The following is a 23186-nucleotide window of genomic DNA, read 5'->3' on the forward strand; positions in this document are numbered from 1 at the left end:
CGGTGCCCGGCTCCTTATTTTCCGGCGAACTTATCGGTCGCCCGGATCAGCCGGTCAAGGATGCCCGGCTCCGAATATGCGTGTCCGGCGCCCTCGATCAGGTGGAAATCGGCCCTCGGCCAGGCCTTGTGCAACTTCCAGGCGTAGCGGGCCGGGCACGGCATGTCGTAGCGGCCGTGGACGATGACGCCCGGAATGTCGGCCAGGCGGTGCGCGTCGCGCAGCAATTGCCCCTCCTCCAGCCAGCCGCCATTGACGAAGAAATGGCACTCGATGCGGGCGAAGGCCTCGGCGTATTCGGCCTCGGCGAAGGGGTCGCTGGTCTCGGGCTCCGGCAACAGCGTGATGACGTTGCCTTCCCAGACGCTCCAGGCCTTGGCCGCCTCGATGCGCGTGGTGCGGTCGTCGCCGGTCAGACGCCGGTAATAGGCCGACATCATGTCGCCGCGCTCGGCCTCGGGGATCGGCGCGCAGAAGGCTTCCCACCGCTCCGGAAACATCTCCGAGACGCCGAACTGGTAGAGCCAGTCGAGTTCGGGCCGGGTGACCGTGTAGATGCCGCGCAGAACCAGTTCGCTCACGCGGTCGGGATGGGTCTCGGCATAGGCGAGCGCCAGGGTCGAGCCCCAGGAGCCGCCGAAGACCTGCCATTCGTCGACGCCGACCATCTCGCGCAACCGCTCGATGTCCGCGACGAGATGCCAGGTGGTGTTGGCCTCGAGCGAGGCGCGCGGCGTGGACTTGCCGCAGCCGCGCTGGTCGAACAGCAGGACGTCGTAAAGCGCGGGATCGAAGAGGCGCCGGTGGCCGGGCATGATGCCGCCGCCGGGGCCGCCATGCAGGAAGACGGCCGGCTTGGCGCCCGGCGTGCCGACGCGTTCCCAATGGATCTCGTGGCCGTCGCCGACATCGAGCATGCCGCTCTCATAGGGTTCGATCGGCGGGTAGAATGTGCGCAGTTCGGACATCGTTCCTCTCAGATCACGCCGGCATAGAACAGCACCGCGATGACGACGAGCACGACGAGGACGCCCTTGCCGATCAGGCCGTAGAGCAGCCATTTGGGCATCTGGGTCTGCGGATTGCGCTCGGTCATCGGCTCCGTCCTATTCCGGCTTGTGACAGACGGCCTCGATGTTGTGGCCGTCGGGATCGCGCACGAAGGCGCCGTAATAGTTGTCATGGTAATGCGGGCGCAGGCCCGGCGCGCCGTTGTCCTCTCCGCCTGCGGCGATCGCCGCCGCGTGGAAGGCGTCGACCTCGGCGCGGCTTTGCGCGGTGAAGGCGACATGGATGGGCGGGGTCTGTTTCTCTCCCTCGCTCAGCCAGAAATCGGGCTTGCCGCGACCGTAGCCGCCGACCTTGCGGCCGCCCACGAATTGAGGCGGCACGACCATCAGCAGCGAGGCGCCGAGCGGCGCAAGCGCCCGGTCGTAAAAGGCCTTCGCCGCGTCGAAGTCGCTGACGCTGATGCCCATGTGATCGATCATCTCATCGTCTCCTCGTTGTTTCCCATATCGGTGGCCGGAGGCCGTGCCGCCACGCGGCGAAACGTCCCGTCAGGCGGGCGGCCACACGTCCGTGTCGTGGTCCGGATGCTGGCGACTCTCGACGCCCGCCATGAAGGCCGCGCCTTCCGGCGTGTCGGCGGAATTGACCGTCGGGAGCGCCGACAGGCCGTCCACGAAGGACAGCTTGTCATGCGGATTGACCTGAACGACCGGCGGGGCGCGCTCCGGATCGTCGAGCGACCCGAGCGAGACCTCCACCTCGCCGCCCCAATCATAGGTCAGCGGCGTGCCGCACTCCGCGCAGAAGCCGCGGCCGACCTTGTTGGAGCTCGCGAAGATCTTCGGTTCGCCGCGTGTCCAGACGAGGCCCTTCGCCGTGACGAGCGGGCCGAAGAAGGAGCCGAACGCCTTCTGGCACATGCGGCAATGGCAGATCGAGGCGCGGCCGAACCCGTCGCAGCGATAGCGCACCGCGCCGCACTGGCAGCCGCCGGTGATCGGTTCAGCCATGATCGCCCTCCATCGGCCATTCCTCGGTATCGTGATCGGGGTGCTGGTGGTTGGTCGTGCGGATCGTCTCCAGGTCGTCTTCGGAGAAATCGTCCTCGGTGACCTTCTGGCGGGTATCGACCCATTCGGCGAGGAAGGGCAGCCGCGATTCAACCGAGTCCTCGGAGAGGGGCTTGCAGCTCGCCGGATCGTCGAGCGAACCGAGCGTGACGGCGATGTGGTCGCTGTCGAGCGGATCGAAGAACAGCGGCGTTCCGCAGTCGCGGCAAAAGCCCCGCCGGACGATGGCCGAGGAATGGAACCAGCCGGGTTCGCCGCGGGTGACCACGAAATCGGCGCGGGCGACGCCGGCAAGCGGCATGAAATAGTTGCCGGCGGCCTTCTGGCACATGCGGCAGTGACACAGATGCGGGTTTTGCAAAGGCGCGTCGACGCGGTAGCGCACCGCGCCGCACTGGCAGCCGCCGGTGATGCGATCGGTCATCTCAATCCTCCATCGGCCAGCGATCCGTGTCGTGGTCGGGATGCTGGCGGTTCTTCAGCCCGGCCTGGTACTCGGCATAGGCGGTTTCGTCATCGGCGGGGAGCGCCGGCAGGCCGTCGAAGAAGGCCAGCCGCGCGGAATGGTTGACCTGGTGGTTCGGCGCGACCGCCATCGGATCGTCGAAGGCGCAGATCGCCAGTTCGACGCCGCCGTCATGGGTGTAGGTCAGCGGCGTTCCGCATTGCGCGCAGAAGCCGCGCCGCACCTTGTCCGACGACTGGAAATAGGACGGCGACCCGCGCGTCCACTCGACGTTTTCGGTATCGACCTCGACCAGCGCGGCAAAGGGCGAGCCGAACGCCTTCTGGCACATGCGGCAATGGCAGATGCCGGGGTTGTGCGGATCGGTGGCGCGGAAGCGGACCGCGCCGCATTGGCAGCCGCCGGAATATGCGGTCATGGCTCGGCCTCCCCAAGGACGTTTGCGTGTCGGCCCCGAATGGATTGGACAGAACGGCCGGCGGGTCAACCGCGAACATGCCAAGGCGGCCCGTCTCCTGACAGGAGGCGGGCTGACGAAGCCGTCGAAGGGCGGGCGGCTCAGGAGGTGTCGGGGCCCTTCCAGGCGTAGCGGGCGAGGAGATCGCATTCGACGAGCACTTCCTGAAGGCCCGTCTTCGGGCGGCGCATCCAGCCGGGCGGGCGGCCGGGACGCATCGGCGCGAAACGCTTCGGCCGGCAGGTCGCGCGAGACCGCCTCGCCCGCCAGCGGGCAAGCCGCAGGGCCTGGCCGTCGAGATCGGCCATGGCGGTCCGCAAGGCGACGATGCGCCCGCAAAGGCCGCGCGCGTCGACCGGTTCATAGGCCGGCAGCGCAGGCGCGGCCGGCCACGCGGCCGAGGCCGGGCGGTCGAGCGCGGCGATCTCGGCGGATGTCAGCCAGGGATCGGCCGCGGACTTGACCGGATCGAAGAGCCGGAACGCCGGGACTTGCGCGGGATCGGACTTCGGTTCCTGGCGGCCGGGTTTCGGCATTCCGGCCCGAGAGGCCCGCGCGGACGGCGCGGCGACGGCGAGCCTGCAGGCCGCCATCACGATCAGCCGGCGAAGCGCGTATTCGGCGGGGCGCAGGACGGCGAGGATGCGGGCATGGAGGCCGCGCGACACGGTCTCGACGAACGGCCGCCCCGTGGCGATGCCGGCCAGCGCGAAGAGCCGCGCGACGACGAGTTCGAGCGCCTCGAAATTCCTGGCGATCGCGCTCTCCCAGTCGAATTCATGCCGGTTCGCTTCCATGCGGCAAGGCTAGGCCGAAGGTGGCGGAGGTGGATGGAAAAGTGGCGGGGAGCGGGAAAAGTACGGCGGATCAGGGGGTTGGGCGGTGCGTGTGCGGGTGGGTTTCCACCGGGTGCGGCCCCTCAGCCGGCCGGGGCGAGCCAGTTTTCGACCCGCAGGCCGGGTACGCGCTGGAACTCGCGGACATTGTCGGTGACGAGCGTCATGTCCCCGGCGAGCGCGTGGGCGGCGATGAACATGTCCGCGGGGCCGATCGGCGTGCCCGCGCGCGCCAGATCCAGCCGGATTCGGGCGTAGGCCCGGGACGCGTCCGCGCCATAGGCGACGACCTCGATGCGCTCGAGCATGTCCTCGACGAGTTGCGTCAGCCTCGGCGAACCGCGCTTGGCCGCGCCGAAGCGGAGTTCGGAGGCGACGATCGCGCTGACGCATGCCTCCTGCACGCCGGTGTCGACCAGCATCCGCACGGCGTCTCCTTCCGGGAACCGGATCATGTGGGAGAGAATGTTGGTGTCCAGCATGTAGCGGAACGCGGTCACAGCTCCACGTCCTCGGCCGGCAGCAAGCCCTCGTCGACATCCGGGAACTCCTCGTCCCACGGCTCGATGGTCTTGAGCCATTCGACGAGGTCTTGCTTCTTCGCCGGCTCGATGATCAGCCTGTCGCCTTCCTTGCGCATGACCGCCTCGTCACCGGGCAGTTCGAACTCGACCGGAATGCGCACGGCCTGATTTCGGCCGTTCCTGAACAGTCTGACGTGACGTTCCTCGCCCATGGCAGGCCTCCGATTTGGCATATGCCTGAACATATGCCAAACGGGGGCGGAGTTCAACGGCCCGGGTCTTCGCTCGCTGGAAAGGCCCTCATCCGTCTGCGCCGGTTCACGGAACCGGCGCATCCACCTGCCCAGGGTCGAGCCACCGGTCTCGACCCGTCCTTCGGACCCCACCAGGGGGAGAAGGGAGGCGCTTGTTGCGTCTGCCTGCGTCTGCCTGAGCTCGCAGGCGGCCATTGCAACGATATGGCGGAGCATGGGACGCTGGACCTGCCTTCTCCCCTCGTGGGAGAAGGTGGATGCGGGCCTTCCGTGAAGGGCCGCAGACGGATGAGGGGGCCTGCGATGGGGAAGGACGTCCGGCGTTTGCGCGCGTTCGCGCGCGAGATGCGAGGCAATCCGACCCAGGCGGAGGAGCGCCTGTGGGGCGCGTTGCGCAATCGGCGGCTCGACATGCTGAAGTTCCGCCGACAGGTTCCGATCGGTCCCTACATCGCCGATTTCGTCTGCATGGAGGCGAAGCTGATCGTCGAGGTGGACGGGACGCAGCATGCGGAAAGCCGTAGAGATTCCCTTCGCGACACAGATCTCGAAGCGCGCGGCTTCCGCGTCTTGCGATTCTGGAACGACGAGGTGATGCGCGAACTCGACAGTGTCTGCGCGACGATCATCGCTTTTTCGCGGGACGCATCGCTGCGGCAAGACTGGCGCTGAGCCATGCGCTTTTGCTCCAGCAGTTCGTCGCTCGAAAAGCCAAATCGTTGGCTTTTCGTCCGCTAAAGCGGATCGCTCCTCACCCCCTCATCCGTCTGCGCCGGTTCACGGAACCGGCGCATCCACCTTCTCCCACGTTGGGGAGAAGGGGGAGCCCGCGATAGTCCGCCTACCTCTTCACTTCCCAGGTGGTGATGCGCTCTCCGGTTTCGGAGTCTTTTCCGTCCTTTAGCTGGATGCCTTCAGACAGGAGTTCATCGCGGATGCGGTCGGCCTCGGCCCAGTTCTTGTCGCGGATGAAGGCGAGGCGTTCATCGATGCGGGCCTGGATTTCCAGTTTTCTCGCGTCCGAAACAGACGCAATCATCCAATTCGCATCGTAGTTGCGGAGATCAATGCCGACAAAAGACAATGCAGCGGCGAGCTGCGCTCGCCTCGAATAGTCTTCATCAAGCGCTGCCGATGAATCTGAAGTCGCGCCGCCATTTTGATCACTGCGGGCATAAACGGGAGGCTTTGCAGCGAGGTCCCTAAGAACTGAGATCGCCTTCGGCGTGTTCAGATCATCACAGAGTGCATCCACGAAAGCGGCAGGCGGAGCCACCGCTTCGTCAAATTCTGCTATCAGGCGATACTTGCCTAACTCAGTTGCGGCTTCCTCGAGCCTTTGAACTGAGAAGTCGATTGGTTCGCGGTAGTTCGTCATCAGCATCGCATAGCGAAGCACGGCGCCCGGCCAAGAGAATTGGCCGAAATTCTCCGTCGCCATCAGTTCGTGGATGGTGAAGAAGTTGCCCTCGGACTTGGACATCTTCCTGCCTTCCACCTGCAGGAAGCCGTTGTGCATCCAGTAATTGGCCATGCGCTCCGTGCCGTGGGCGCAGCAGGACTGGGCGATCTCGTTTTCGTGGTGCGGGAAGATCAGGTCGAGCCCGCCGCCATGGATGTCGAAGAGCTTGCCCAGGTGATGCTCGCTCATGACCGAGCACTCGATGTGCCAGCCGGGGCGGCCGTGGATGGTCACCGCGCCGTCGGGCGTGTCGAAGGTCGCGTCCCAGCCGGGCTCGTCGGGATCGGATTCCTTCCACAGCACGAAATCGGCCGGGTTCTTCTTGTGCGCCTCCACCGCGATGCGCGCGCCGGCCTGCTGCTCGTCGAGATTGCGCTTCGACAGGCCGCCATAGGCGGGCATGGAGCGGACGTCGAACAGGACCTCCCTGCCCTCGCCGCCCGAAGCGACATAGGCGTGGCCGCCGGCGATCAGCGTGCCGATCATCTCCACCATGCCGTCGACGTGTTCGGTCGCGCGCGGCTGCACGGTCGGCTCCAGGCAGCCGAGCGCGGCGGTGTCCTCCAGATATTGCGCCAGCGTCTTTTCCGTCACCGCGCGGATGGCAGCGTTGAGGCTCATGCGGCCGGCGTCGATCTCGTCGCCATAGTCGCGCAGCGCCCGCGCGTTGATCTTGTCGTCCACGTCGGTGATGTTGCGGACATAGGTCACGTGGTCGGCGCCGTAGACATGGCGCAGCAGCCGGAACAGCACGTCGAAGACGATGGCCGGGCGGGCGTTGCCGATATGGGCGTAGTCGTAGACCGTCGGACCACAGACATACATGCGCACGTTCTCGGCATCGATCGGCGCGAAGACCTCCTTCTGCCGGGTCAGCGTGTTGTAGAGGGTCAGGACGGGTTTTTCGGTCATGTCGCGCTCGTTTGCAGGAATTGCAGAGGTCATTGGCAAGGCTGCCGCCCAAAGGCAACCCGTCGCGAAAACGGATGTGCCCGCCTGAAACCGGAAGTTGTCAATCGCTCCCCAGTTTTTCTTTCATGAGGGGGCAAAATTTTGCGATCACGGAATTATGATGAAAGGGCCTTCACAAGAGGCACGGCTCCGGGAAGTCCTTGGCGGACGCCCCCATCGTCAGCCACGGAAGGTCGCCCCCACGCCCACGGACCAGGGAATTAGGGCGACCGCCCCGGCGCCGTATGCTCCACCACCAGACTGAGAGCCAGGGCGAACATCACCGCAGCGATGGCGATGTCGAGCACCCGCCATGCGGCGGGCCTGGCGAAGACCGGCTGCAGCAGGCGCGCGCCGTAACCGAGCGCGAAGAACCACGCAAAGGACGCGACGACGGCGCCCGCGGCGAAGCCGAGGCGGGCCAGCCCCTCGTGGCCGGCCGACACGCCGCCCAGCAGCACCACCGTGTCGAGATAGACATGCGGGTTGAGGAAGGTGAAGGACAGGCAGGTCGCGACGGCCTTGGCCAGCGACGTGCCCGCCCCGCCCTCGGCCTGCATCGCCGCCGGGCGCCAGGCGCGGCGCAGCGCGATGGCGCCATAGGCGAACAGGAAGGCCGCACCCGCCCAGGCGACCAGCCGCGTCGCGGTCTCGCTGGCGGCGACCAGCGAACCGAAGCCGCCGACGCCGACCGCGATCAGCGCCGCGTCGGACAGCGCGCAGATCATGCACAGCACGAAGACATGCTCGCGCAGCAGGCCCTGGCGCAGGATGAAGGCGTTCTGCGCGCCGATGGCGACGATCAGGGACAGGCCGAACAGGAAGCCCGACAGGCTCGCGGACGCGATTTGCAGTGACACGTGGGAACTCCGGGGCTCAGAGCAGCGACATCTGGCCGCCGCCACCGGTCGGGGCGGCTTTCTTGTCGGCGTCGAAGCTGCGCGGTTCGACCCGGTCCTGGATGTCGGGCGACGTGTTGGCCACCTTGTTGACCCTGTCGGAGACCGGGACCGCCTCGAAGAAGCCTTCCGGCGCAGGACCGAGCAGGTCCTTGACGTCGCGCGGCTCCTGGCTGCGGCAGTCGAGCCAGCGCGCGAATTCCGCCTGCGGGATGACGACCGGCATGCGGTTGTGGATGGCGGCGATGTCGGTCGAGGCCTCGGTGGTGCAGATCGCCGCCGAATCCAGTTCCGAGCCCTCGGGCGACATGTAGCTTTCGGTCAGTGCGGCGAAGCCGACGAGGCCGCCATCGGCCGGCCGGATCCAGTAGGCCTGCGACTGGCCGGACGCCTTGTCGCGGCGCCATTCATAGAAGCCGGAGGCCGGGATGAGCGCGCGGTGATGGCGCATGGCGGCGCGGAACGAGGCCTTTTCGGCGGCCGTCTCGGCGCGGGCGTTGATCAGCAGCGGAAAATCCTTCGGGTCCTTGACCCAGGACGGCAGCAGGCCCCAGCGCACCAGCTTCGCCTCGCGGTCGGAGCGGTTGGAGCCCGGCTCGCGCGGCGGCGCGGAGGTGACGACGAGGATCGGCTGGGTGGGCGCGATGTTGTAGCGCGGCGGAAAATCCTCCACCTCGTCGAGCGCGAAGAAGGCGCCCACCTCCTCCGGCGTCTGCGAAAGCGCGAAGCGGCCGCACATCAGCGGCGCGCCATCAGCCGCGACCTGAACAGTTCGACCGCGCGCTCGGCGGCGTCCAGCCGGTTTTCGGCGGCCTTCAGCTCCTTGCGCTTGACCTCGACGTCGCGGCGGCGATCGGCGATCGTATCGACCGTGGCTTCGGCGAGCGCATCCATCGTGTCGTCCAGCTCGTCGCGCTGCCGCTCGACCGCGCTGCGCGCCGAATGCAGTTCGCTGCCGACCTTGTGGGCCTGTCGGTAGTCGAAGGCGAGATCGGCCGGGCAGGCCTGCGACGCGCCGCTGCCGTTCAGCCCCCGGTCGAGGCCGTTTTCGGGCGTGCAGTGGTAGCGGATGCCGAGATCCCAGCCGGCATGCCAGGCGGCGACATCGACCGCGGCGCCGAATTTGTTGCAGGCTTCCTGGTGGCGGGCGATATAGGATTGCTGCCGGCCGGCATTGCCGTCGGTCTCGCCGAGCTGGCGCCAGTCGGTCGTCAAGCACTGTTCCTCGTTGAGCGTCTGACAGCCCGTCAGGCCCAGCACGACGGCAATCGCCGTCACGGCAAGACCTCCGCTGACAATGGTTGCCGGCGTTGCCTTCATTCCGATGTACCCCGTGTTCGCACGTGCTACAAACTGCATCACAGACGACGCATAAGCAACATGGACAACACGCAATCCTTTCCCCTCATGGCCGTTTCGGCGGCAGTGCAAGACCCCGCGAGCGGCGCGTTCCTGCTGGTGCGGCGCGGCCGTGCGCCGGCCAAGGGCCAGTGGGCCTTTCCGGGCGGGCGGGTGCATCTCGGCGAGACGCTGGCCGACGCGGCGCGGCGCGAATTGCAGGAGGAAACCGGGCTTGAGGGCGCGGACATCCGCTTCCACGCGCTGTTCGAACTGATGAGCGACGGATCGGACGGCGACACGCCGCACCACTTCGTGCTGGCCGTGCATCGCGGCACCGCGTCGGGCGTGCCGGTGGCCGCCGACGACGCCGACGAGGCGCGCTGGTTCGACCTCGACGCCATGGCCGCGCTCGACGTCACCCAGAGCACGCTCGACTGCGCGCGCGCCATCGCCGCGGACAGCTGACGCCGCCTTGATCGCGCCCTCTTCGCGGTGTCGAAGGGCGGGAAATGTCGAATCCCGGCAACCGCATGCGGCAAGGGGCTGAGGAACGGATTCAGGTTGGCGCGTCCCGGCCGATCGGCTAGGAGACGACAAGGCGATGCGGATCGCGACCGGTCCGCGACAGGCGGAGCGAGGCGAGCGTGTTCAGCGGAAAATCGACGATCGGCGCGATCGCACTGGCAACGTCCCTCATGGCGGCCGCCCCCGCCCCGGCACAGATTTCGGCCACCGTCCCCTATGACGAGAGCCTGCTGCGGCTGGCCGAAGTGCTCGGCTCGATCCACTATCTGCGCAATCTGTGCGGCGAGGAATCGAACGAGTGGCGCGACCAGATGGAAGGCATGCTGGCGGCCGAGAACCCCGAGCCTGTGCGCCGCGCGCGGCTGATCGCCAGCTTCAACCGCGGCTACCGCACCTTCGACAGCGTCTATGTCACCTGCACGGAACAAGCACTTGCCGCAGCGGAACGCTACATGAGCGAAGGTGCCACCCTGAGCCGAGAGATCACCAATCGCTACGGCGAATAGGCGAACGTGATCACGTTTTAAACATGCGTTAACGGTTTTTCCGCTTGACGCTTTTTTTCTTGACGCGCACCCGATATGTTAACGGCGAGTAAATGACGTGTGCCATTTTGATCTGGTGCAACCGAGTATGATGGACGTAACGATCAACGAAATGGACGAGCTCATCGCGCGCGAAAAACGCATCGCGGCGATGGAGGTTCACAGCGAAGCCTGGGCCGACGGCACGATGGAAGGCATCGACGCCGCGATCCTCGCCGATGCGGCGATTGCGACGGCGCTTGAGGAAACGATCCGCGACCAGGGCGAAGACGCCGCCCTTGCGCTGGTCGAGACGCTGCGCGACCGTATCCTGTGCGGTGAATTCACGCCGGACCGGACGGTGCAATAGGCTCGCCCGAGCGACCCGCGGGGACTTGATGACGATCTGCGCCCGACGGCCTGGAGATCGCAGGCGACGCGCCGGCCCGGCGACGCGCGCGCGGTCGCGCGCGATGCGCCTATTCGCCCCGCTCATCTGCCTGTCCACATTCGCGCTTCCCCTCGCGGCGCACGCCGGCGAGGACGCCCCCTCGCCCGTCGCGATCGCGCAGGCCGACGGGCTCGCGCCGCCGCCGTCGGGGCTGGTGCCGCTGCCCGACCCGATCCCCCGGCCGAGCTACGAGGATCCCGAGAACCCGCTGGCACGCCCCGGAGGCGCGCCGGGCGGCGCCATGCAAACCGCCGAGCCGGTGATCGGCGGCGACAACGACGCCCTGCCCGAGGCCGTGCGGCGCACGCGCGCGATGATCATGGAGGCCGCGCGCAACGCGGATTTCGAGGCGCTGCGCCCGCTGATCGACGCCGGCGCGACGCAGCTCTCCTTCGGCGACATCGACGGCGATCCGATCGACTTCATCCGCACGCTTTCAGGCGATCCGGAGGGCTTCGAAATCCTGGCGATCCTGCTGGAGGTGCTGGAGGCGCGCTATGCCGTGTTCGACCCGGGCACGCCGCGCGAATACTATGTCTGGCCCTATTTCACCGCGACCTCGCTGGAGACGCTGACGCCGGTGCAGCGCGTGGAACTGTTCAAGCTCGTCACCTCCGGCGACTACGAAGACATGCGCACCTTCGGCGCCTACATCTTCTACCGCGCCGGCATCACGGCCGACGGGCGGTGGATCTTCTTCGTGGCAGGCGACTGAGGGGCGAACGGCGCCTTTGAGGCGGAACCGGCCGATGCTTGTGCGCCCGGTCGCGGCATTCACCTCGCCAAGAGGAATGGACGGCAAGTTCCTGCTGTCAGACCGATAATCCTGCCCGTTCATGCCAATTCATCGAGACGGCATCGCCGCTGACGCAGGTCAAGCGAAATATATCGACGAGCCCTTGCTGCGGCCGCGGGCCCTCAATGCACGCTCCCGGCCTTTCGACCTGTGAATAACTTCAATTCGATGCAACCTGCGGAGTCTTCGCCCCCAATCTCAGGTTGAGAGACCTCTGAAACGGTGCTAGTGAAAATACTTAGTGGGATGTGAGGGGGCGAATCGTTGAGGACTAGTTGTCATTGCGCGCCTGTACGCGCAGCCCTTCCGAGCATTCGGGCCAACACCGTTGCACGTGCGGCAATTCTTGCTTCCACAATGCTTTGTCCATTGCCCGCCGCCATGGCCGCCAATCTCGTCATAAGCAGCACCCAGAACGAGGGCACGAATGCGTCCGTCTCGACGACGGCGCCAGACGACATCATCATACAGTCGGGCGGCACGCTGGATTTCCAGGGCAATGGCGGCGCCAGTTCTCTGACATCGGGGGGCGGCGACCTGACCGTCGACGGCGGCGGCACGCTCAGACACAGCGGAAGCGACACGCTCGGCATCACCGCGACGATCTCCAACAGCGGCACCATCCAGTTCACGTCCGGCGCCGGCGCCACGACGATCGGCAATTCCGTGAACAACAACTCCGTCGGCAGCTTCGACATCCAGGCAGGAAGCGGCACGGTTTCCATCCTCGGCACGGTGACAAACACCGGAACGTTCACGAATGCCGGAACCGCACTGATCTCCTCCGCCCTTTTGAACGGGGGAACCTTCACCAATTCCGGCACGACGGACGTGACCGGCGTGTTCACGACCAATGGGGGCATGATTCAGAACTCCGGCACGCTGAACGCCCAGGGCACCTTCACCTTCAATGGCGGACTGTTCAACAATACCGGCACGTTTGCGGGGACCGGCGCAGTCGACTTGTTCGGCGGCGAATTCGAGAACAACAATACGCTGACGTCCAACGGGCTGCTCAGGGTCGACGGCGGCATTCTCGACAACAACGGCACGCTGAACGCGAATGCCGGAATGAGCTTCACGTCCGGCACCTTCGACCACACCGGCGTGCTGAACCTCACGGGCGACTTCACCGGTTCGCTCACGAACAACGGCACCTATTCTCCCGGCGGAGACGACACGACCGCCACCAATGCCATCTCCGGCAATTTCGTCCAGAATTCCGGCGGCGTTCTCTACATCGACGTCGGCACGACGGATGGCGACGCCGACATGCTCGACATCGCCGGAACAGCGACGCTCGCCGGAACGCTCACGCTCAACCCGCTCGGCGTGATCGCCCCGACGAACGAATATGTGATCCTCGAGGCCGATGGCGGCATCAGCGGCACATTCGACACCGTCACGCAGACCGCCGCCATCACGCAGGAGGTCGAGATCGCCGGCAACCAGGTGATCCTGCAGGCGACCGCCGATTTCGAGGCGAATGCCGGCAACGACAACCAGGAGTCCATCGGGCAGGCTCTGAACGCGATACTCGGCGCCGGCGGCGGCGATGTACAACCGCTCATCACGGCGCTGGCCGGTGTCGTCGATGTCGGCGAATACCAGGCCGACCTGGACCAGCTCTCGCCGGAACTCTTCCTCGCCGAGCAGACGTCGTCGCTGTTCGCCGCCGGAGCGTTCACCGGCACGTTGCTCTCCTGCCCGCAGGCGGGGCCGGGCCTGCCTGCCGCCGTCGCGGAGGGCAATTGCGTGTGGGCGGAGGCCGATCTGGATCGCCACGACCGCGGCGCCACGTCGCAGACCGTCGGCATCTCCAGTGATTTCGGCGGCATCGCCGGCGGCTTCCAGTCGCAGATCGGCGGCCGCTGGTTCGCCGGTGTCGCCTTCGGCTACGAAACCGGGAGCATTGACGCCGACACGGGCGCGACCAGCGATCTGGACCGCTATCACGGCGGCGCGGTCCTGAAATATGTCAGCGGCCCCGCCCTGCTGGCGGCGACCGTCACGGTGGGCTCGACCAGCTATTCGTCCATGCGGGTCGCGAATGTCGGCGCCCTGACGACGACCAACAGGTCGAGCCACGACATGCTGGATGTGACCGCGCAGGTCCGCGCGGCCGGCCTGTTCGAAGCCGGCGGCGTCTATCTGAAACCGATGGTCGATCTCGGCGCGACATATCTGGACCGCGACGGCTTCAGCGAGACGGGAGATGCGTCGACCGCACTGACGGTTGCCGGCGTGAGCGAGACCTATCTGTTCGCCTCCCCCGCCCTCGAAATCGGCGCGACGACGCAGATCGCCGACACGATCAGCCTGCGCACGTTCACGAGGGCCGGCGCGACCTTTTTCGCCGATGACGAAATGGTCTCGAACGCCACCTTCTCGGGCGCGCCGACCGGCACCGGCCAGTTCAGCGTCGCGGCGCCTCTCGACGATTTCTACGCCAATGTCGAAGCCGGGATGATCCTGTCCGCGGGCGACAGCCGCACGCTGGAATTTTCCTACCGGGGCGTGTTCTCGTCCGGCAGCAGCCAGAATGGCGGCGCCGTCAAGGCGACGATCGGCTTCTAGCAGGCCAGCGCCCCGGCAGTCAGGCCGGATGCGAGAAGGTAGCCCTTCAGTCGCGCTTGCAACATGTCCCCGCCTCCAGCGTGGAACCGGCCGGCGAATGCCGATCGGTGTGGAGTGCCCGTCGGCGTCATGTCCGCGTCACGAAGCATCGGTATCCGCCCGTCCGTGATGAATTCGGCTTCCTATATTGTCTGCACCTCTCCGCGCAGCGGCAGCACGCTTCTGTGCAGGATGCTCGCCGCGACGGGCGTCGCGGGGGATCCGGAGTCTCTCTTCTACCGCCCGGCGCTCGACGACTGGATGACAAGGCTCGATGTTCATCCGCAAGGGACGACGGAACGCGAACGCCTGGACCTGATCATGCAGGCGGCGATACGGCGGGGGCGCGGCGAGACGCCCGTCTTCGGGCTGCGGCAGCAACGGCCGAGCTTCGACTTCCTCTGCCGACAGCTGGCGATCCTGCACCCCGGCGCGACGACCGATCTGGATCGCATCGAGCGCACCTTCGGGCCGACGCGGTTCATCCATCTGACGCGGCCGGACAAGCTGGACCAGGCGGTCTCATACCTGAAGGCGCAGCAGACCGGCCTCTGGCACGTGGCCGCCGACGGATCGGAATGGGAGCGGACCGCCCCGCCCCGGGCTCCCGTCTACGATGCGGCCAGGATCAGCGACTGCGTCGACATGCTGGACGGTTATGACCGGGGCTGGAACGCGTGGTTCCATCGCGAGGGGATCGAGCCCGTCCGCATCACCTACGACGAACTCTCCGACGCCCCCGGCGCGACGCTGCGCCTTGTGCTGGAACGTCTCGGGCTCGACCCTCGGGCCGCCGACGGGATCGAACCGGAGGTCGGACGGATGGCCGACGCGACCAGCCGGGACTGGATTGACCGGTTCCGCGCGGGGACGGCGCAGCGCTGACCGACCCGTCCGCGGGACGGCGGACGGGGCGCCATGAATCGCCTGCCCCTACGCCTTTCGCGAGCGGCGCAGGCGCAGGACGAGGGCGACGAGGCCCATGGCGAGGAACAGGAGGGCGACCGGGCGCTCGAGGAAGAACAGCAATCCGTCGTCGCTGAGCAGGAATGTCTGGCGCAGCGCGCGTTCCAGGCCCGGGCCGAGGATGAACGCGATGATGAAGGCGGCGGGGCTCATGCCCAGCTTCTTCATCACGAAGCCAGCGATCCCGAAGACGGTCATCAGCACCATGTCGAAAACCTCCTGTTCGGTCGAATAGACCGCGACGTAGCAGGTCAGGAAGATGACCGGGTAGACGACCCGCGACGGGATCCTGGCGATCAGCCGCCCGAGATACGCCGCGCCCCAATAGCCGGCGACGAAATAGGTGGCGATGCACAGAAGCCCGGCGGCGAAGATGCCGTAGACGAGGTCGTGGGACGTCTCGAAGACGCGCGGGCCGATCTCGATGCCGTGGACGAGCATGACGCCGGACAGGAGCGCGGCGGCCGTGCTGCCGGGGATGCCCAGCGTCAGGAGCGGGATCAGGTTCGACCCCGAGGTGGCGTTGTTCGCGGCTTCTGCCGCCGCGATGCCCTCGATCTCGCCCTTGCCCCAGGTCTCGGGCGTCTTCGACCGGCGCCTGGCTTCGGAATAGGCGACGAAGCTGGCGACCACCGAGCCGAGGCCCGGCAGGATGCCGACGCCGGAGCCGATGACCTGCGACCGGCAGATCGTCGGGAAGACGCGCTTGTAGTCGCTCCAGGTCAGCCGGCTGTCGTCGGGATGGGTCGGCGTGCCCGCGACCGCCTCTTCGGCCGCGCCCGCCTTCGTGTCGCCGGCCTTCTCGAAGACCTCGGAGAGCACGAAGAGGCCGAGGAGCACCGGCACGAGGCCGATCCCGTCGAAGAGGTGGAACGAGCCGAAGGTGAAGCGCTCGCCCGCCGTGATCGGATCGGTGCCGACCAGCGACAGGAGCAGGCCGAGCACAACGCTGGACAGGCCCGTGACGATCGACTTGCCCAGGAGGCCGCCGATGATGAGGAAGGCGCAGGCATAGATTCCGACGAATTCCGGCGGGCCGAGCCGCGCGGCGTAGATCGCGAGGAACGAGGCGCCGAAGATCAGCAGCAATTCGGAAAACACGTCGCCCTGCGCCGAGGCGACGACCGCCATGCGCAGCGCCTTGCCCTGCTTGCCCTGCCGGGTCAGCGGAAAGCCCTCGATCTGGGTGGCGGAGGCCTGCGGCGTGCCGGGCGTGTTGAACAGGATGGCGGGGATGGAACCGCCGAAATCCGACGACTTGCTGACGGCATAGATCATCGCGAGCGCCGGCAGCGGGCCCATGTAGTAGGTGACCGGGATCAGGAGCGAGATCATCGCGCCGGACGACAGGCCGGGGACGGCGCCGCCGATGAGACCGATCAGCGTGCCGATGATCGTGAAGAGAACTGCCTGCCACGAAGAAAACAGCGCAACGAAGCCGTCGACGAGACCCATGGGGATTTCCTTGCCGTGTCCGGGATTATTGGAGGCCGAGCATGTGCCGGATCTGCAGCGCGAACGAGTAGGAGTCGTAGCGCAGGATGCTGCCCGGCTCTTCGAACAGGCCCAGCAGCACGAAGAACACGAAATAGTAGACCGCGACCGCGACGATCGGGAAGACGACGAGGCGGACGATGCCGCGGCTTCCGAACAGATAGAGCATCAGGCTCATCGCGACCGCGGTCGGAAGCGCGTACTGGAAGAGCAGGATCGCCTCGATATAGGCGAAGGCCAGGACGACGAGCGCGGCGACACGCCCGGCGCCGCGCCACTCCGCCGACACCGCCCCGGACCTGGCCCACCGCAGCGCGGCGGGCAGGTTCGACACGATCTGCACGATGGCGAGAAGGAAGCCGGCGCCGATCGCGAAGGACGGGAGGCCCCGGGCCCCGAGGCCCGAATCCGCCGGCTCGACATAGATCTTGCCGAGCTGGGTCGCCATCACCGCGCAGACCGCGAGGATGACGACGCCGACGGCGCATTGCCGCAGGGCGTCGGTCCCCTGCCCTTCGCTGTGGTCGCCGGCCGTCACGAGATCACTCCGCGAGGCTGGCGCGAACCTCGGCCACCGTCGGGGCCCAGGCGTCGGCGAGCGACTGCAGGTAGGCGAGGCTCTCGTCGGCGTCGCGGTAGACGACGGCCTGCTGGGCCTTCTTGGTCAGCGCCTTGAAGGCCTCGTGACCCGTCGCCTGCTCGACCGCCGCGGACATGCAGGTGACGAATTCGTCGGACAGGCCGGCGGGGCCCGCGAGCACGATCGGCGACGAAGTCGGGACGAAGGGAATGTCCTGCTCCTTCAGCGTCGGGATGTCGTCGACGATCGGGTCACGCTCGTCGGACAGCACGCCGACGGCATGCAGCTCGTCGGAGAAGGCCGGCAGGGTGTGCGCGCCGCTGGCGGAGAAGTCGACCTCGCCGGACAGAAGCGCGTTGCGCGTGCCGGCGCCGCCCTGGAACGGCACGTCCTGGGTCATGTCCAGAATGCCGTTCTTCTCCAGGAAGGCCGTCACGCCGACATGGCTGACCGAGCCGCGGCCGGGATGCGACCAGCGGACGGTCTCGCCGGCCTCGTTCTGGGCCTTGATGAAGTCGATCAGGTCCTGCGCGGTCCTGACGTCGGTCCCCTGCCGGACGACCAGCGCCTGGTTGGTGACGCCAAACTGCGCGATCGGCCGGAAATCGTCGAACCAGGAAATGCCCTGGTCACGCAGCATCGTCGACATCAGGCCGCCGCCCATCGCGACGACCTGCAGCGTGACGCCGTCGGGATCGGCCGCCTTGACGAACTTCATCGCCGGCACCTGCGCGCCGCCCGGACGGTTGACGATGACCATCGGCGTCCCGTCGAGAAACTCCGGGATCGCGGAGGCGAGGATGCGGGCATAGCTGTCCGTGCCGCCGCCGGCGCCGTAGCCGACGATCGCCTTGACCGGGCGCGTCAGGCCACAGCTGTCGGCGGCCGCGGGCGCCGCGGCACCGGTGGCGACAAGCGCCGCGCCCATGAAAAGGCCGAGCGTTCTGCGGGTGATGGTGTTCATGAATTCCTCCCTGTTGGATCGTGATGGTTCATTGGTCGTTCGTTGTTTCACTGCCCGTTGTAGCGGGCCCTGAAGAGCGGCTTGAGTTCGCTGAGCGGGCGCTTGTCGCGGATCATCTGGCGCGAGCGTTCCTCGGCGGCCTCGGTCTTCTGCGCCTCGGCGAGGATCGGCTCGACAAGCTCCGGCGGGATGACGCAGACGCCGGAATCGTCGGCGACGACGAAGTCGCCCGGCTGGACGAGGATGTCGTGGATGGTGACGGGGCCGTTCACCTCCATCGCCTCCATGCGGTATTTGCCGGTCTTCGGCGTGCCGCCGCGGCACCAGACGGGGAAGCCGAGGTCGCGGATCGTGTTCACGTCGCGCACGGCGCCGTCGACGATGGCGCCCGACAGGCCCTGCATCTTGGCGACGAGGCAGGACTGGCCGCCCATGTTGGAGGCTTCGACATTGCCGCCGAAATCGACGCAGAGCACGTCGCCCGGTTCGGCGAGATAGTGGCATTCGCGGCTCGACATGCGGATCGGGTCCTTGTCGAGCGTGCCCTGGGTCGGCGTCTTCCGTTCCGGCACGTTGCGCAGCGTGACCGCCGTTCCGGCGATGCGCATCCCGGGCAGCAGGTTGGGCAGGTGCGAATGCGCGATCGCGCCGCAAATGCCGTGCGCGTCGAGGCTGTCGGCGACGCTGGTGGTCAGGTCGGTCAGCTCCAGATAGGCCTGGCGGACGGCTTCCGAGACACGGGGAAAATCGAGCTTGCTGATGCGTTCGATCGGCACCTCGCCCCAAATGCGCCCCGAGCGCTCATACTCTTCGTATTCGTTCCGGATGGTCTGCGACACGGTCATCTTGTTTTCCTCTTTCGTCACGATTGAACCGGCTTCGAGCGCACTGCCGAGGCCTGCGGTATGAGGGCGACCTGCGCGCTCAGAAGGGAGACGTAGTTTTCCGTCAGCGCCTCCGTCAGGCCGCCGCTGGGGCCTGCCAGCGTCAGGACGCCGAGCAGTTCGCCCTCCGTCGAGATCGCCGGACAGGCGACCGCGAAGGCGTCCTGGGTCAGTTCGGAGACGCTGACGTCGTAGCCGCGGTCGCGGATCTCGGCGACGCGCGCCTTCAGGCGGTCGGCGTCGGCTTCCGGCAGGTCCTTCAGGACCCGCTGGCGCAGGGCCTCCGGGCCGAAGGCCAGGATCACGCGGCCCGACGCGCCGGACGCGATCGGGCGGGCCTGCCCTTCGCTCACGGTGTAGCGCAGCGACGTCATCGGCTCCTGCTTGCACAAGACCAGCCGCGACATGCCGTCGGTGATCGAGAACATCGCCGTCTTCTCGGTCTCGGAGACCAGCGTCCTCAGGATCGGCCGCACGGCGGAGGCGAGATCGTCGTAGCGCGGCCTGACGAGCTGGCCCAGCCGGAAGAGGCTCGGCCCCAGGAAGTATCGGCCGGTGTCGGGATCGAGGAACAGGAACCCCCGCGACGCGAGCGTGCCCGTCAGGCGCATGACCCGGCTGTACTGGAGGCCGGTCATCGCCTGCAGGTCGACGGCCCGCAACCCGACATCGTTTTCGAAGCACTCCAGCAATCGGAGCGCAGCGACCACGGCCTCGACATGACGTTCTGACTCTATTGACATCTCTACTCTATAGATATAGTCTCTATTATTGAAATCTGTTTTTCATGCCGGCGGTCCGATGTCAAGAGCATCGGGCCGTGCGAGGCGTGGCTGTGCAGCGGAAATCGGGCCCGCCTTGATGGCCATGGCGCGACTGACCGGCCGGACGCTGAGATGCATGCGGATCAGGTGTTGGAAATTGCGCGGATTGCGGGAGGATGAGGGAGAGGCGTCAGACGCCCCAGCGAGCTACGAGGCAGCTCTAGAAGGACAAATGGAAACCGCGGATCCCACAAAGCAGACACGCGGAATGAGGCGCAGGTCTTGAAGGAGGTCAATCTCACCAGCTCCGGCGGCTCCGCAAACAAGCACTGCTACGGCCTGCACGCTTCTTCGCGTCAGCTTAGCGACTGGCCGGCCTTGGCATCTCCTGGCGCGGAGCTTCAGGTGAAGCACTCGCGATTGAGGGCGATGAACAACTGAGTTGCCCCCCTAGAGACGCCCGCAATCAACACAGCCCACTGCCAGTCCACAAAAGACAGCACTACACTCCAGCCAATACAGCATTTTTACTAAAGATGACGCACACCAGACCACGATCTCTATCTGCACCCTGCTTAGAATCGCGCGCCGATCCTGCCTTCTGCTGAAATTCTAGCGCCGCACAGCGGAACCTCGAATACAAATCATAGTCGTTGAAATTATGATTTGAAAAACATCAAAATCCAACACACTCGGTAAGAACATATTTCAAAATCTATTCGGATCAAACCGCTACGAAACGAATTCACTAGACACGCCACACCTAATTCTGAAGCTCTAATTCAAATTGAAAGTGTCGGAATACCTGCAATTCTCAAAGTATCTAGAAACAAATTCATCTAATATTATTGATTTTGCAACCTGTATTTCGTTCGCATAATCAAGCGAGAATCTCTCGACAACAGTCCAGTCCCAGTCCTGACTGCACTTAACTTCCGCGCGATATCCAAGCGTCGCGGGCCCGATCGCTACTGTTATCGGCTCACCGTTATTCTTATAGACTTGTGCGGCCAACATCGCTCTCGGCACGATCTTTCGCCGGTCCACTACTATAAACCCATCCTGGGCAAAACTAACTACGGGTACGCCGAGGACAATAGCGCCGATTGTGAGCGCAAAAAAACGAGACCTACTACGACACTTTGAAATCACAAACCCACCCCTCTCTAGGTCATCAAAATACCGATTTCTTCGCATGCGTGAATGAAAACTACACCAATATGTACGACAATTGATTAATCATCACAATCAAACACCCTAGGTCACCCAATATGAACACAACCGCGAAGATGATCTCATAGCATCCAATCAACCGACGGGCAGCTTCAATGACCATTGAGATTTTTACAACCCCGCAAAAGATCTTTGATATCATGCACTATCTCTTCGACATCACTCTCTCCGTCATTCTCCCTTCCAGTCCTCACCACCCTTGGAATCCCGCCTCCCCGAACCGATATGTATCGTGAGCGGGCAAATCGGAGGGGTTCGATGGTGGGTGTTCCGAAACTGACGCGGGAGTCCTTCGAGGCGTCGCATGACCTTGCGCGGACGCACGGGTCGTCGCGGTGGTCGCTGTTCCGCCGCCTTGTCATCTTCCAGATCAAGCTTTTCGCCGACGGGTTGCGCGATCTCGTGCTCAGCCCGATCTCGTTCGTCGTGGCCGGGATCGGCATTCTTGTGGGCGGGCGCAATCCGCATGGGGCGTTCGACCGGCTGATGCAGGCTGGCCACATCACCGACAACTGGATCGACCTGTTCGGCCACCACGCCAGCCGGGGCGACCGGCCGAGCCTGGAGCGGATGATCGACCAGGTGGAGCGGGCGTTGCGCGAGGACCACGCGCGCGGCGGCGTCACGGCCGAGGCCGAGAAGCACTTTCGGACGCTGGCTGAGGAACTGCGCCGGCGCGCCGCCGGATCAGGCCGGCAGGGCTTCGCTGAATAGGACCGGCTCGCCCTCGGCGGGCGTGACGATCTCGCCTTCCCACATCACCCGCTTGCCGCGAATGAGCGTGCCGACCGGCCAGCCGGTGACTTGCCTGCCGTCATAGGGCGTCCAGCCCGCCTTCGAGCCCGCCTGTTCGTTGCGGATCGTTTCCTTGCGCTTCAGGTCCACGATGGTGAAATCGGCGTCGTAGCCGGCGGCGATGCGGCCCTTGCGGGCGATGCCGAAGATGCGGTTCGGGCCGTGCGACGACAGGTCGACGAAGCGCTCCAGCGTGAGTTTGCCGGCATTGACGTGGTCGAGCATGATCGGGACCAGCGTCTGCACGCCGGTCATGCCGGAGGGCGAGGCCGGATAGGGCTTCGACTTTTCCTCCAGCGTGTGCGGCGCGTGGTCGGAACCGAGCACGTCGATGACGCCCTGCCCCAGGCCGCGCCAGACGCCGTCGCGATGGCGCGACTCGCGCACCGGCGGGTTCATCTGGATCAGCGTGCCGAGACGGGCGTAATCGTCGGCGGTCAGCGTCAGGTGATGCGGCGTCGCCTCGGCGGTGGCGACATCCTTGTGGTTCTCGAGGAAGGCGATCTCTTCGGCCGTCGAGATGTGCAGGACGTGGATGCGGGCACGCGTCTCGCGGGCGATGCGGACCAGCCGCTCGGTGCACATCAGCGCCGCCGTCTCGTCGCGCCAGACCGGATGCGAGGACGGGTCGTTCTCGACGCGCAGGCCGGCGCGCTCGCGCAGGCGGAACTCGTCCTCTGAATGGAAGGCGGCGCGGCGGCGCGTGTTGCGCAGGACGGAGGCGACGCCCTCGTCGTCCTCGACCAGCAGGTCGCCGGTGGACGAGCCCATGAAGACCTTGATGCCGGCGGCGCCCGGCAGGCGCTCCAGTTCGCCGACGATGCCGGCGTTTTCGCGCGTGCCGCCGACCCAGAAGGCAAAATCGCAATGCATGCGGTGCCGGGCGCGGCCGATCTTGTCGGCGAGCATCTCTTCGCTGGTGGTCAGCGGATTGGTGTTCGGCATCTCGAAGACGGCGGTGACGCCGCCGAGCACGGCCGCGCGCGACCCGGTCTCCAGATCCTCCTTGTGCTCCAGCCCCGGCTCGCGGAAATGGACCTGGCTGTCGATGACGCCCGGCAGGATGTGCAGGCCGGTGCAGTCGATCGTCTCGCCGGCATCGGCGTTGGCGAGCGACCCGATCGCCACGACGCGCCCGTCGCGCACGCCGATGTCGCGGGCGCCCTGCCCGTCGTGATTGACCACGGTGCCGTTTTTCAAAAGAAGATCGAAGGTCTGGCTCATGTCGGTCCTTTGCCTGTCCGTCCGGTGCCGCACACCGCTTGCCGCGCGTCTGTTGCAGCACATCTCTTGCCGCATCACTGCACCGGGATTACGTAGCAG

The 23186-nt window shown here is 66.0% G+C and carries 26 protein-coding genes; 8 read left to right on the top strand and 18 right to left on the bottom strand.

What is annotated here, in order from left to right:
* Positions 1-14 precede the first annotated feature (14 nt).
* The 8 genes from pip to MRY80_RS20275 form a co-directional block, all read right to left on the bottom strand.
* Positions 15-968 (bottom strand): prolyl aminopeptidase, encoded by a 954-nt coding sequence (pip, locus tag MRY80_RS20240; RefSeq protein ID WP_293292932.1) that lies wholly within the window; start codon positions 966-968, stop codon positions 15-17.
* A gap of 138 nt (positions 969-1106) precedes the next feature.
* Positions 1107-1490 carry a VOC family protein gene (locus MRY80_RS20245; RefSeq protein ID WP_293292934.1) on the bottom strand — a complete coding sequence of 128 codons (384 nt, stop codon included), beginning with the start codon at positions 1488-1490 and terminating at the stop codon, positions 1107-1109.
* Between the two features lie 69 nt (positions 1491-1559).
* Positions 1560-2021: a GFA family protein gene (locus MRY80_RS20250; RefSeq protein WP_293292936.1), complete on the bottom strand. Its 462-nt coding sequence runs from the start codon at positions 2019-2021 to the stop codon at positions 1560-1562.
* Complete coding sequence (locus tag MRY80_RS20255) at positions 2014-2505, bottom strand: GFA family protein (RefSeq protein WP_293292938.1); 492 nt, start codon at positions 2503-2505, stop codon at positions 2014-2016. Before MRY80_RS20255 ends, MRY80_RS20250 begins: the two co-directional genes overlap by 8 nt.
* Position 2506: 1 nt before the next feature.
* Positions 2507-2965 carry a GFA family protein gene (locus MRY80_RS20260; protein WP_293292940.1) on the bottom strand — a complete coding sequence of 153 codons (459 nt, stop codon included), beginning with the start codon at positions 2963-2965 and terminating at the stop codon, positions 2507-2509.
* A gap of 140 nt (positions 2966-3105) precedes the next feature.
* Positions 3106-3801: a hypothetical protein gene (locus MRY80_RS20265; protein ID WP_293292941.1), complete on the bottom strand. Its 696-nt coding sequence runs from the start codon at positions 3799-3801 to the stop codon at positions 3106-3108.
* Between the two features lie 122 nt (positions 3802-3923).
* The gene (locus MRY80_RS20270) at positions 3924-4340 is read right to left on the bottom strand and encodes a type II toxin-antitoxin system VapC family toxin (protein WP_293292943.1); all 417 of its coding nucleotides are present in this window, start codon (positions 4338-4340) and stop codon (positions 3924-3926) included.
* On the bottom strand, positions 4337-4576 hold the full coding sequence (locus tag MRY80_RS20275) for an AbrB/MazE/SpoVT family DNA-binding domain-containing protein (protein ID WP_293292944.1): 240 nt from the start codon (positions 4574-4576) through the stop codon (positions 4337-4339). The genes MRY80_RS20270 and MRY80_RS20275 overlap by 4 nt, the downstream gene beginning before the upstream one ends.
* A gap of 345 nt (positions 4577-4921) precedes the next feature.
* Here MRY80_RS20275 and MRY80_RS20280 point away from each other — a divergent pair, with 345 nt between their 5' ends.
* Positions 4922-5290: an endonuclease domain-containing protein gene (locus MRY80_RS20280; protein ID WP_293292945.1), complete on the top strand. Its 369-nt coding sequence runs from the start codon at positions 4922-4924 to the stop codon at positions 5288-5290.
* Positions 5291-5459: 169 nt separating this feature from the next.
* Here the strand turns inward: MRY80_RS20280 and cysS are convergent, their stop codons facing one another.
* The 4 genes from cysS to MRY80_RS20300 all read right to left on the bottom strand — a co-directional run bounded on the left by cysS (position 5460) and on the right by MRY80_RS20300 (position 9208).
* Entirely contained in the window at positions 5460-6992 is a 1533-nt protein-coding gene (cysS, locus tag MRY80_RS20285) for a cysteine--tRNA ligase (RefSeq protein ID WP_293292946.1), read from the bottom strand.
* 260 nt (positions 6993-7252) lie between these two features.
* Positions 7253-7879: a LysE/ArgO family amino acid transporter gene (locus MRY80_RS20290; protein ID WP_293293061.1), complete on the bottom strand. Its 627-nt coding sequence runs from the start codon at positions 7877-7879 to the stop codon at positions 7253-7255.
* A gap of 28 nt (positions 7880-7907) precedes the next feature.
* Positions 7908-8669 (bottom strand): SOS response-associated peptidase, encoded by a 762-nt coding sequence (locus MRY80_RS20295; RefSeq protein ID WP_293292947.1) that lies wholly within the window; start codon positions 8667-8669, stop codon positions 7908-7910.
* Positions 8669-9208: a DUF2799 domain-containing protein gene (locus MRY80_RS20300; protein WP_293292948.1), complete on the bottom strand. Its 540-nt coding sequence runs from the start codon at positions 9206-9208 to the stop codon at positions 8669-8671. The genes MRY80_RS20295 and MRY80_RS20300 overlap by 1 nt, the downstream gene beginning before the upstream one ends.
* Positions 9209-9310: 102 nt before the next feature.
* On the opposite strand from MRY80_RS20300, the gene MRY80_RS20305 reads away from it, so the two are divergent.
* From MRY80_RS20305 to MRY80_RS20330, 6 genes are all read left to right on the top strand, one after another.
* Positions 9311-9736, top strand: a complete 426-nt coding sequence (locus tag MRY80_RS20305; protein ID WP_293292949.1) for an NUDIX hydrolase — start codon at positions 9311-9313, stop codon at positions 9734-9736.
* A gap of 230 nt (positions 9737-9966) precedes the next feature.
* Positions 9967-10302, top strand: coding sequence for a TIGR02301 family protein (locus tag MRY80_RS20310; protein WP_293292950.1), 336 nt, complete (start codon positions 9967-9969; stop codon positions 10300-10302).
* A gap of 130 nt (positions 10303-10432) precedes the next feature.
* Entirely contained in the window at positions 10433-10690 is a 258-nt protein-coding gene (locus MRY80_RS20315; RefSeq protein ID WP_293293062.1) for a hypothetical protein, read from the top strand.
* Between the two features lie 103 nt (positions 10691-10793).
* The gene (locus tag MRY80_RS20320) at positions 10794-11486 is read left to right on the top strand and encodes a hypothetical protein (RefSeq protein ID WP_293292951.1); all 693 of its coding nucleotides are present in this window, start codon (positions 10794-10796) and stop codon (positions 11484-11486) included.
* Positions 11487-11936: 450 nt separating this feature from the next.
* A complete protein-coding gene (locus MRY80_RS20325) occupies positions 11937-14144 on the top strand; it encodes an autotransporter domain-containing protein (RefSeq protein WP_293292952.1) in 2208 nt (735 codons plus the stop codon).
* Between the two features lie 129 nt (positions 14145-14273).
* Positions 14274-15068, top strand: a complete 795-nt coding sequence (locus MRY80_RS20330) for a Stf0 family sulfotransferase (protein WP_293292953.1) — start codon at positions 14274-14276, stop codon at positions 15066-15068.
* A 48-nt stretch (positions 15069-15116) separates the two neighbouring features.
* Here the strand turns inward: MRY80_RS20330 and MRY80_RS20335 are convergent, their stop codons facing one another.
* From MRY80_RS20335 to MRY80_RS20355, 5 genes are read right to left on the bottom strand one after another with little or no spacing between them, the layout of a single operon-like run.
* Positions 15117-16604: a tripartite tricarboxylate transporter permease gene (locus tag MRY80_RS20335; RefSeq protein ID WP_293292955.1), complete on the bottom strand. Its 1488-nt coding sequence runs from the start codon at positions 16602-16604 to the stop codon at positions 15117-15119.
* Positions 16605-16629: 25 nt separating this feature from the next.
* Positions 16630-17181 carry a hypothetical protein gene (locus MRY80_RS20340; protein WP_293292956.1) on the bottom strand — a complete coding sequence of 184 codons (552 nt, stop codon included), beginning with the start codon at positions 17179-17181 and terminating at the stop codon, positions 16630-16632.
* Between the two features lie 4 nt (positions 17182-17185).
* Entirely contained in the window at positions 17186-18187 is a 1002-nt protein-coding gene (locus MRY80_RS20345) for a tripartite tricarboxylate transporter substrate binding protein (protein WP_293292957.1), read from the bottom strand.
* Between the two features lie 47 nt (positions 18188-18234).
* On the bottom strand, positions 18235-19032 hold the full coding sequence (locus tag MRY80_RS20350) for an RraA family protein (RefSeq protein ID WP_293292958.1): 798 nt from the start codon (positions 19030-19032) through the stop codon (positions 18235-18237).
* Between the two features lie 17 nt (positions 19033-19049).
* Positions 19050-19814, bottom strand: coding sequence for an IclR family transcriptional regulator (locus MRY80_RS20355; protein ID WP_293292959.1), 765 nt, complete (start codon positions 19812-19814; stop codon positions 19050-19052).
* Between the two features lie 1512 nt (positions 19815-21326).
* On the opposite strand from MRY80_RS20355, the gene MRY80_RS20360 reads away from it, so the two are divergent.
* Positions 21327-21782: a hypothetical protein gene (locus MRY80_RS20360; RefSeq protein WP_293292960.1), complete on the top strand. Its 456-nt coding sequence runs from the start codon at positions 21327-21329 to the stop codon at positions 21780-21782.
* Here MRY80_RS20360 and MRY80_RS20365 read toward each other — a convergent pair.
* Positions 21756-23162 carry a dihydroorotase gene (locus tag MRY80_RS20365; RefSeq protein ID WP_346433413.1) on the bottom strand — a complete coding sequence of 469 codons (1407 nt, stop codon included), beginning with the start codon at positions 23160-23162 and terminating at the stop codon, positions 21756-21758. The two genes, MRY80_RS20360 and MRY80_RS20365, sit on opposite strands and share 27 nt — an antisense overlap.
* Positions 23163-23186: the final 24 nt, after the last annotated feature.

Origin of the sequence: Oricola sp., from assembly GCF_022763245.1 — a bacterium.
Lineage (GTDB): Bacteria > Pseudomonadota > Alphaproteobacteria > Rhizobiales > Rhizobiaceae > Oricola.

Coding starts and splice junctions, on each gene's coding strand:
- MRY80_RS20255 (WP_293292938.1), bottom strand. CDS start 2,505: ATGACCGATCGCATCACCGGCGGCTGCCAGTGCGGCGCGGTGCGCTAC.
- MRY80_RS20275 (WP_293292944.1), bottom strand. CDS start 4,576: ATGGGCGAGGAACGTCACGTCAGACTGTTCAGGAACGGCCGAAATCAG.
- MRY80_RS20350 (WP_293292958.1), bottom strand. CDS start 19,032: ATGACCGTGTCGCAGACCATCCGGAACGAATACGAAGAGTATGAGCGC.
- MRY80_RS20265 (WP_293292941.1), bottom strand. CDS start 3,801: ATGGAAGCGAACCGGCATGAATTCGACTGGGAGAGCGCGATCGCCAGG.
- MRY80_RS20320 (WP_293292951.1), top strand. CDS start 10,794: ATGCGCCTATTCGCCCCGCTCATCTGCCTGTCCACATTCGCGCTTCCC.
- MRY80_RS20280 (WP_293292945.1), top strand. CDS start 4,922: ATGGGGAAGGACGTCCGGCGTTTGCGCGCGTTCGCGCGCGAGATGCGA.
- MRY80_RS20245 (WP_293292934.1), bottom strand. CDS start 1,490: ATGATCGATCACATGGGCATCAGCGTCAGCGACTTCGACGCGGCGAAG.
- MRY80_RS20310 (WP_293292950.1), top strand. CDS start 9,967: ATGGCGGCCGCCCCCGCCCCGGCACAGATTTCGGCCACCGTCCCCTAT.
- cysS (WP_293292946.1), bottom strand. CDS start 6,992: ATGACCGAAAAACCCGTCCTGACCCTCTACAACACGCTGACCCGGCAG.
- MRY80_RS20345 (WP_293292957.1), bottom strand. CDS start 18,187: ATGAACACCATCACCCGCAGAACGCTCGGCCTTTTCATGGGCGCGGCG.
- MRY80_RS20260 (WP_293292940.1), bottom strand. CDS start 2,965: ATGACCGCATATTCCGGCGGCTGCCAATGCGGCGCGGTCCGCTTCCGC.
- MRY80_RS20335 (WP_293292955.1), bottom strand. CDS start 16,604: ATGGGTCTCGTCGACGGCTTCGTTGCGCTGTTTTCTTCGTGGCAGGCA.
- MRY80_RS20355 (WP_293292959.1), bottom strand. CDS start 19,814: ATGTCAATAGAGTCAGAACGTCATGTCGAGGCCGTGGTCGCTGCGCTC.
- MRY80_RS20330 (WP_293292953.1), top strand. CDS start 14,274: ATGTCCGCGTCACGAAGCATCGGTATCCGCCCGTCCGTGATGAATTCG.
- MRY80_RS20295 (WP_293292947.1), bottom strand. CDS start 8,669: ATGTGCGGCCGCTTCGCGCTTTCGCAGACGCCGGAGGAGGTGGGCGCC.
- MRY80_RS20305 (WP_293292949.1), top strand. CDS start 9,311: ATGGACAACACGCAATCCTTTCCCCTCATGGCCGTTTCGGCGGCAGTG.
- MRY80_RS20250 (WP_293292936.1), bottom strand. CDS start 2,021: ATGGCTGAACCGATCACCGGCGGCTGCCAGTGCGGCGCGGTGCGCTAT.
- pip (WP_293292932.1), bottom strand. CDS start 968: ATGTCCGAACTGCGCACATTCTACCCGCCGATCGAACCCTATGAGAGC.
- MRY80_RS20315 (WP_293293062.1), top strand. CDS start 10,433: ATGGACGTAACGATCAACGAAATGGACGAGCTCATCGCGCGCGAAAAA.
- MRY80_RS20360 (WP_293292960.1), top strand. CDS start 21,327: ATGGTGGGTGTTCCGAAACTGACGCGGGAGTCCTTCGAGGCGTCGCAT.
- MRY80_RS20365 (WP_346433413.1), bottom strand. CDS start 23,162: ATGCGGCAAGAGATGTGCTGCAACAGACGCGCGGCAAGCGGTGTGCGG.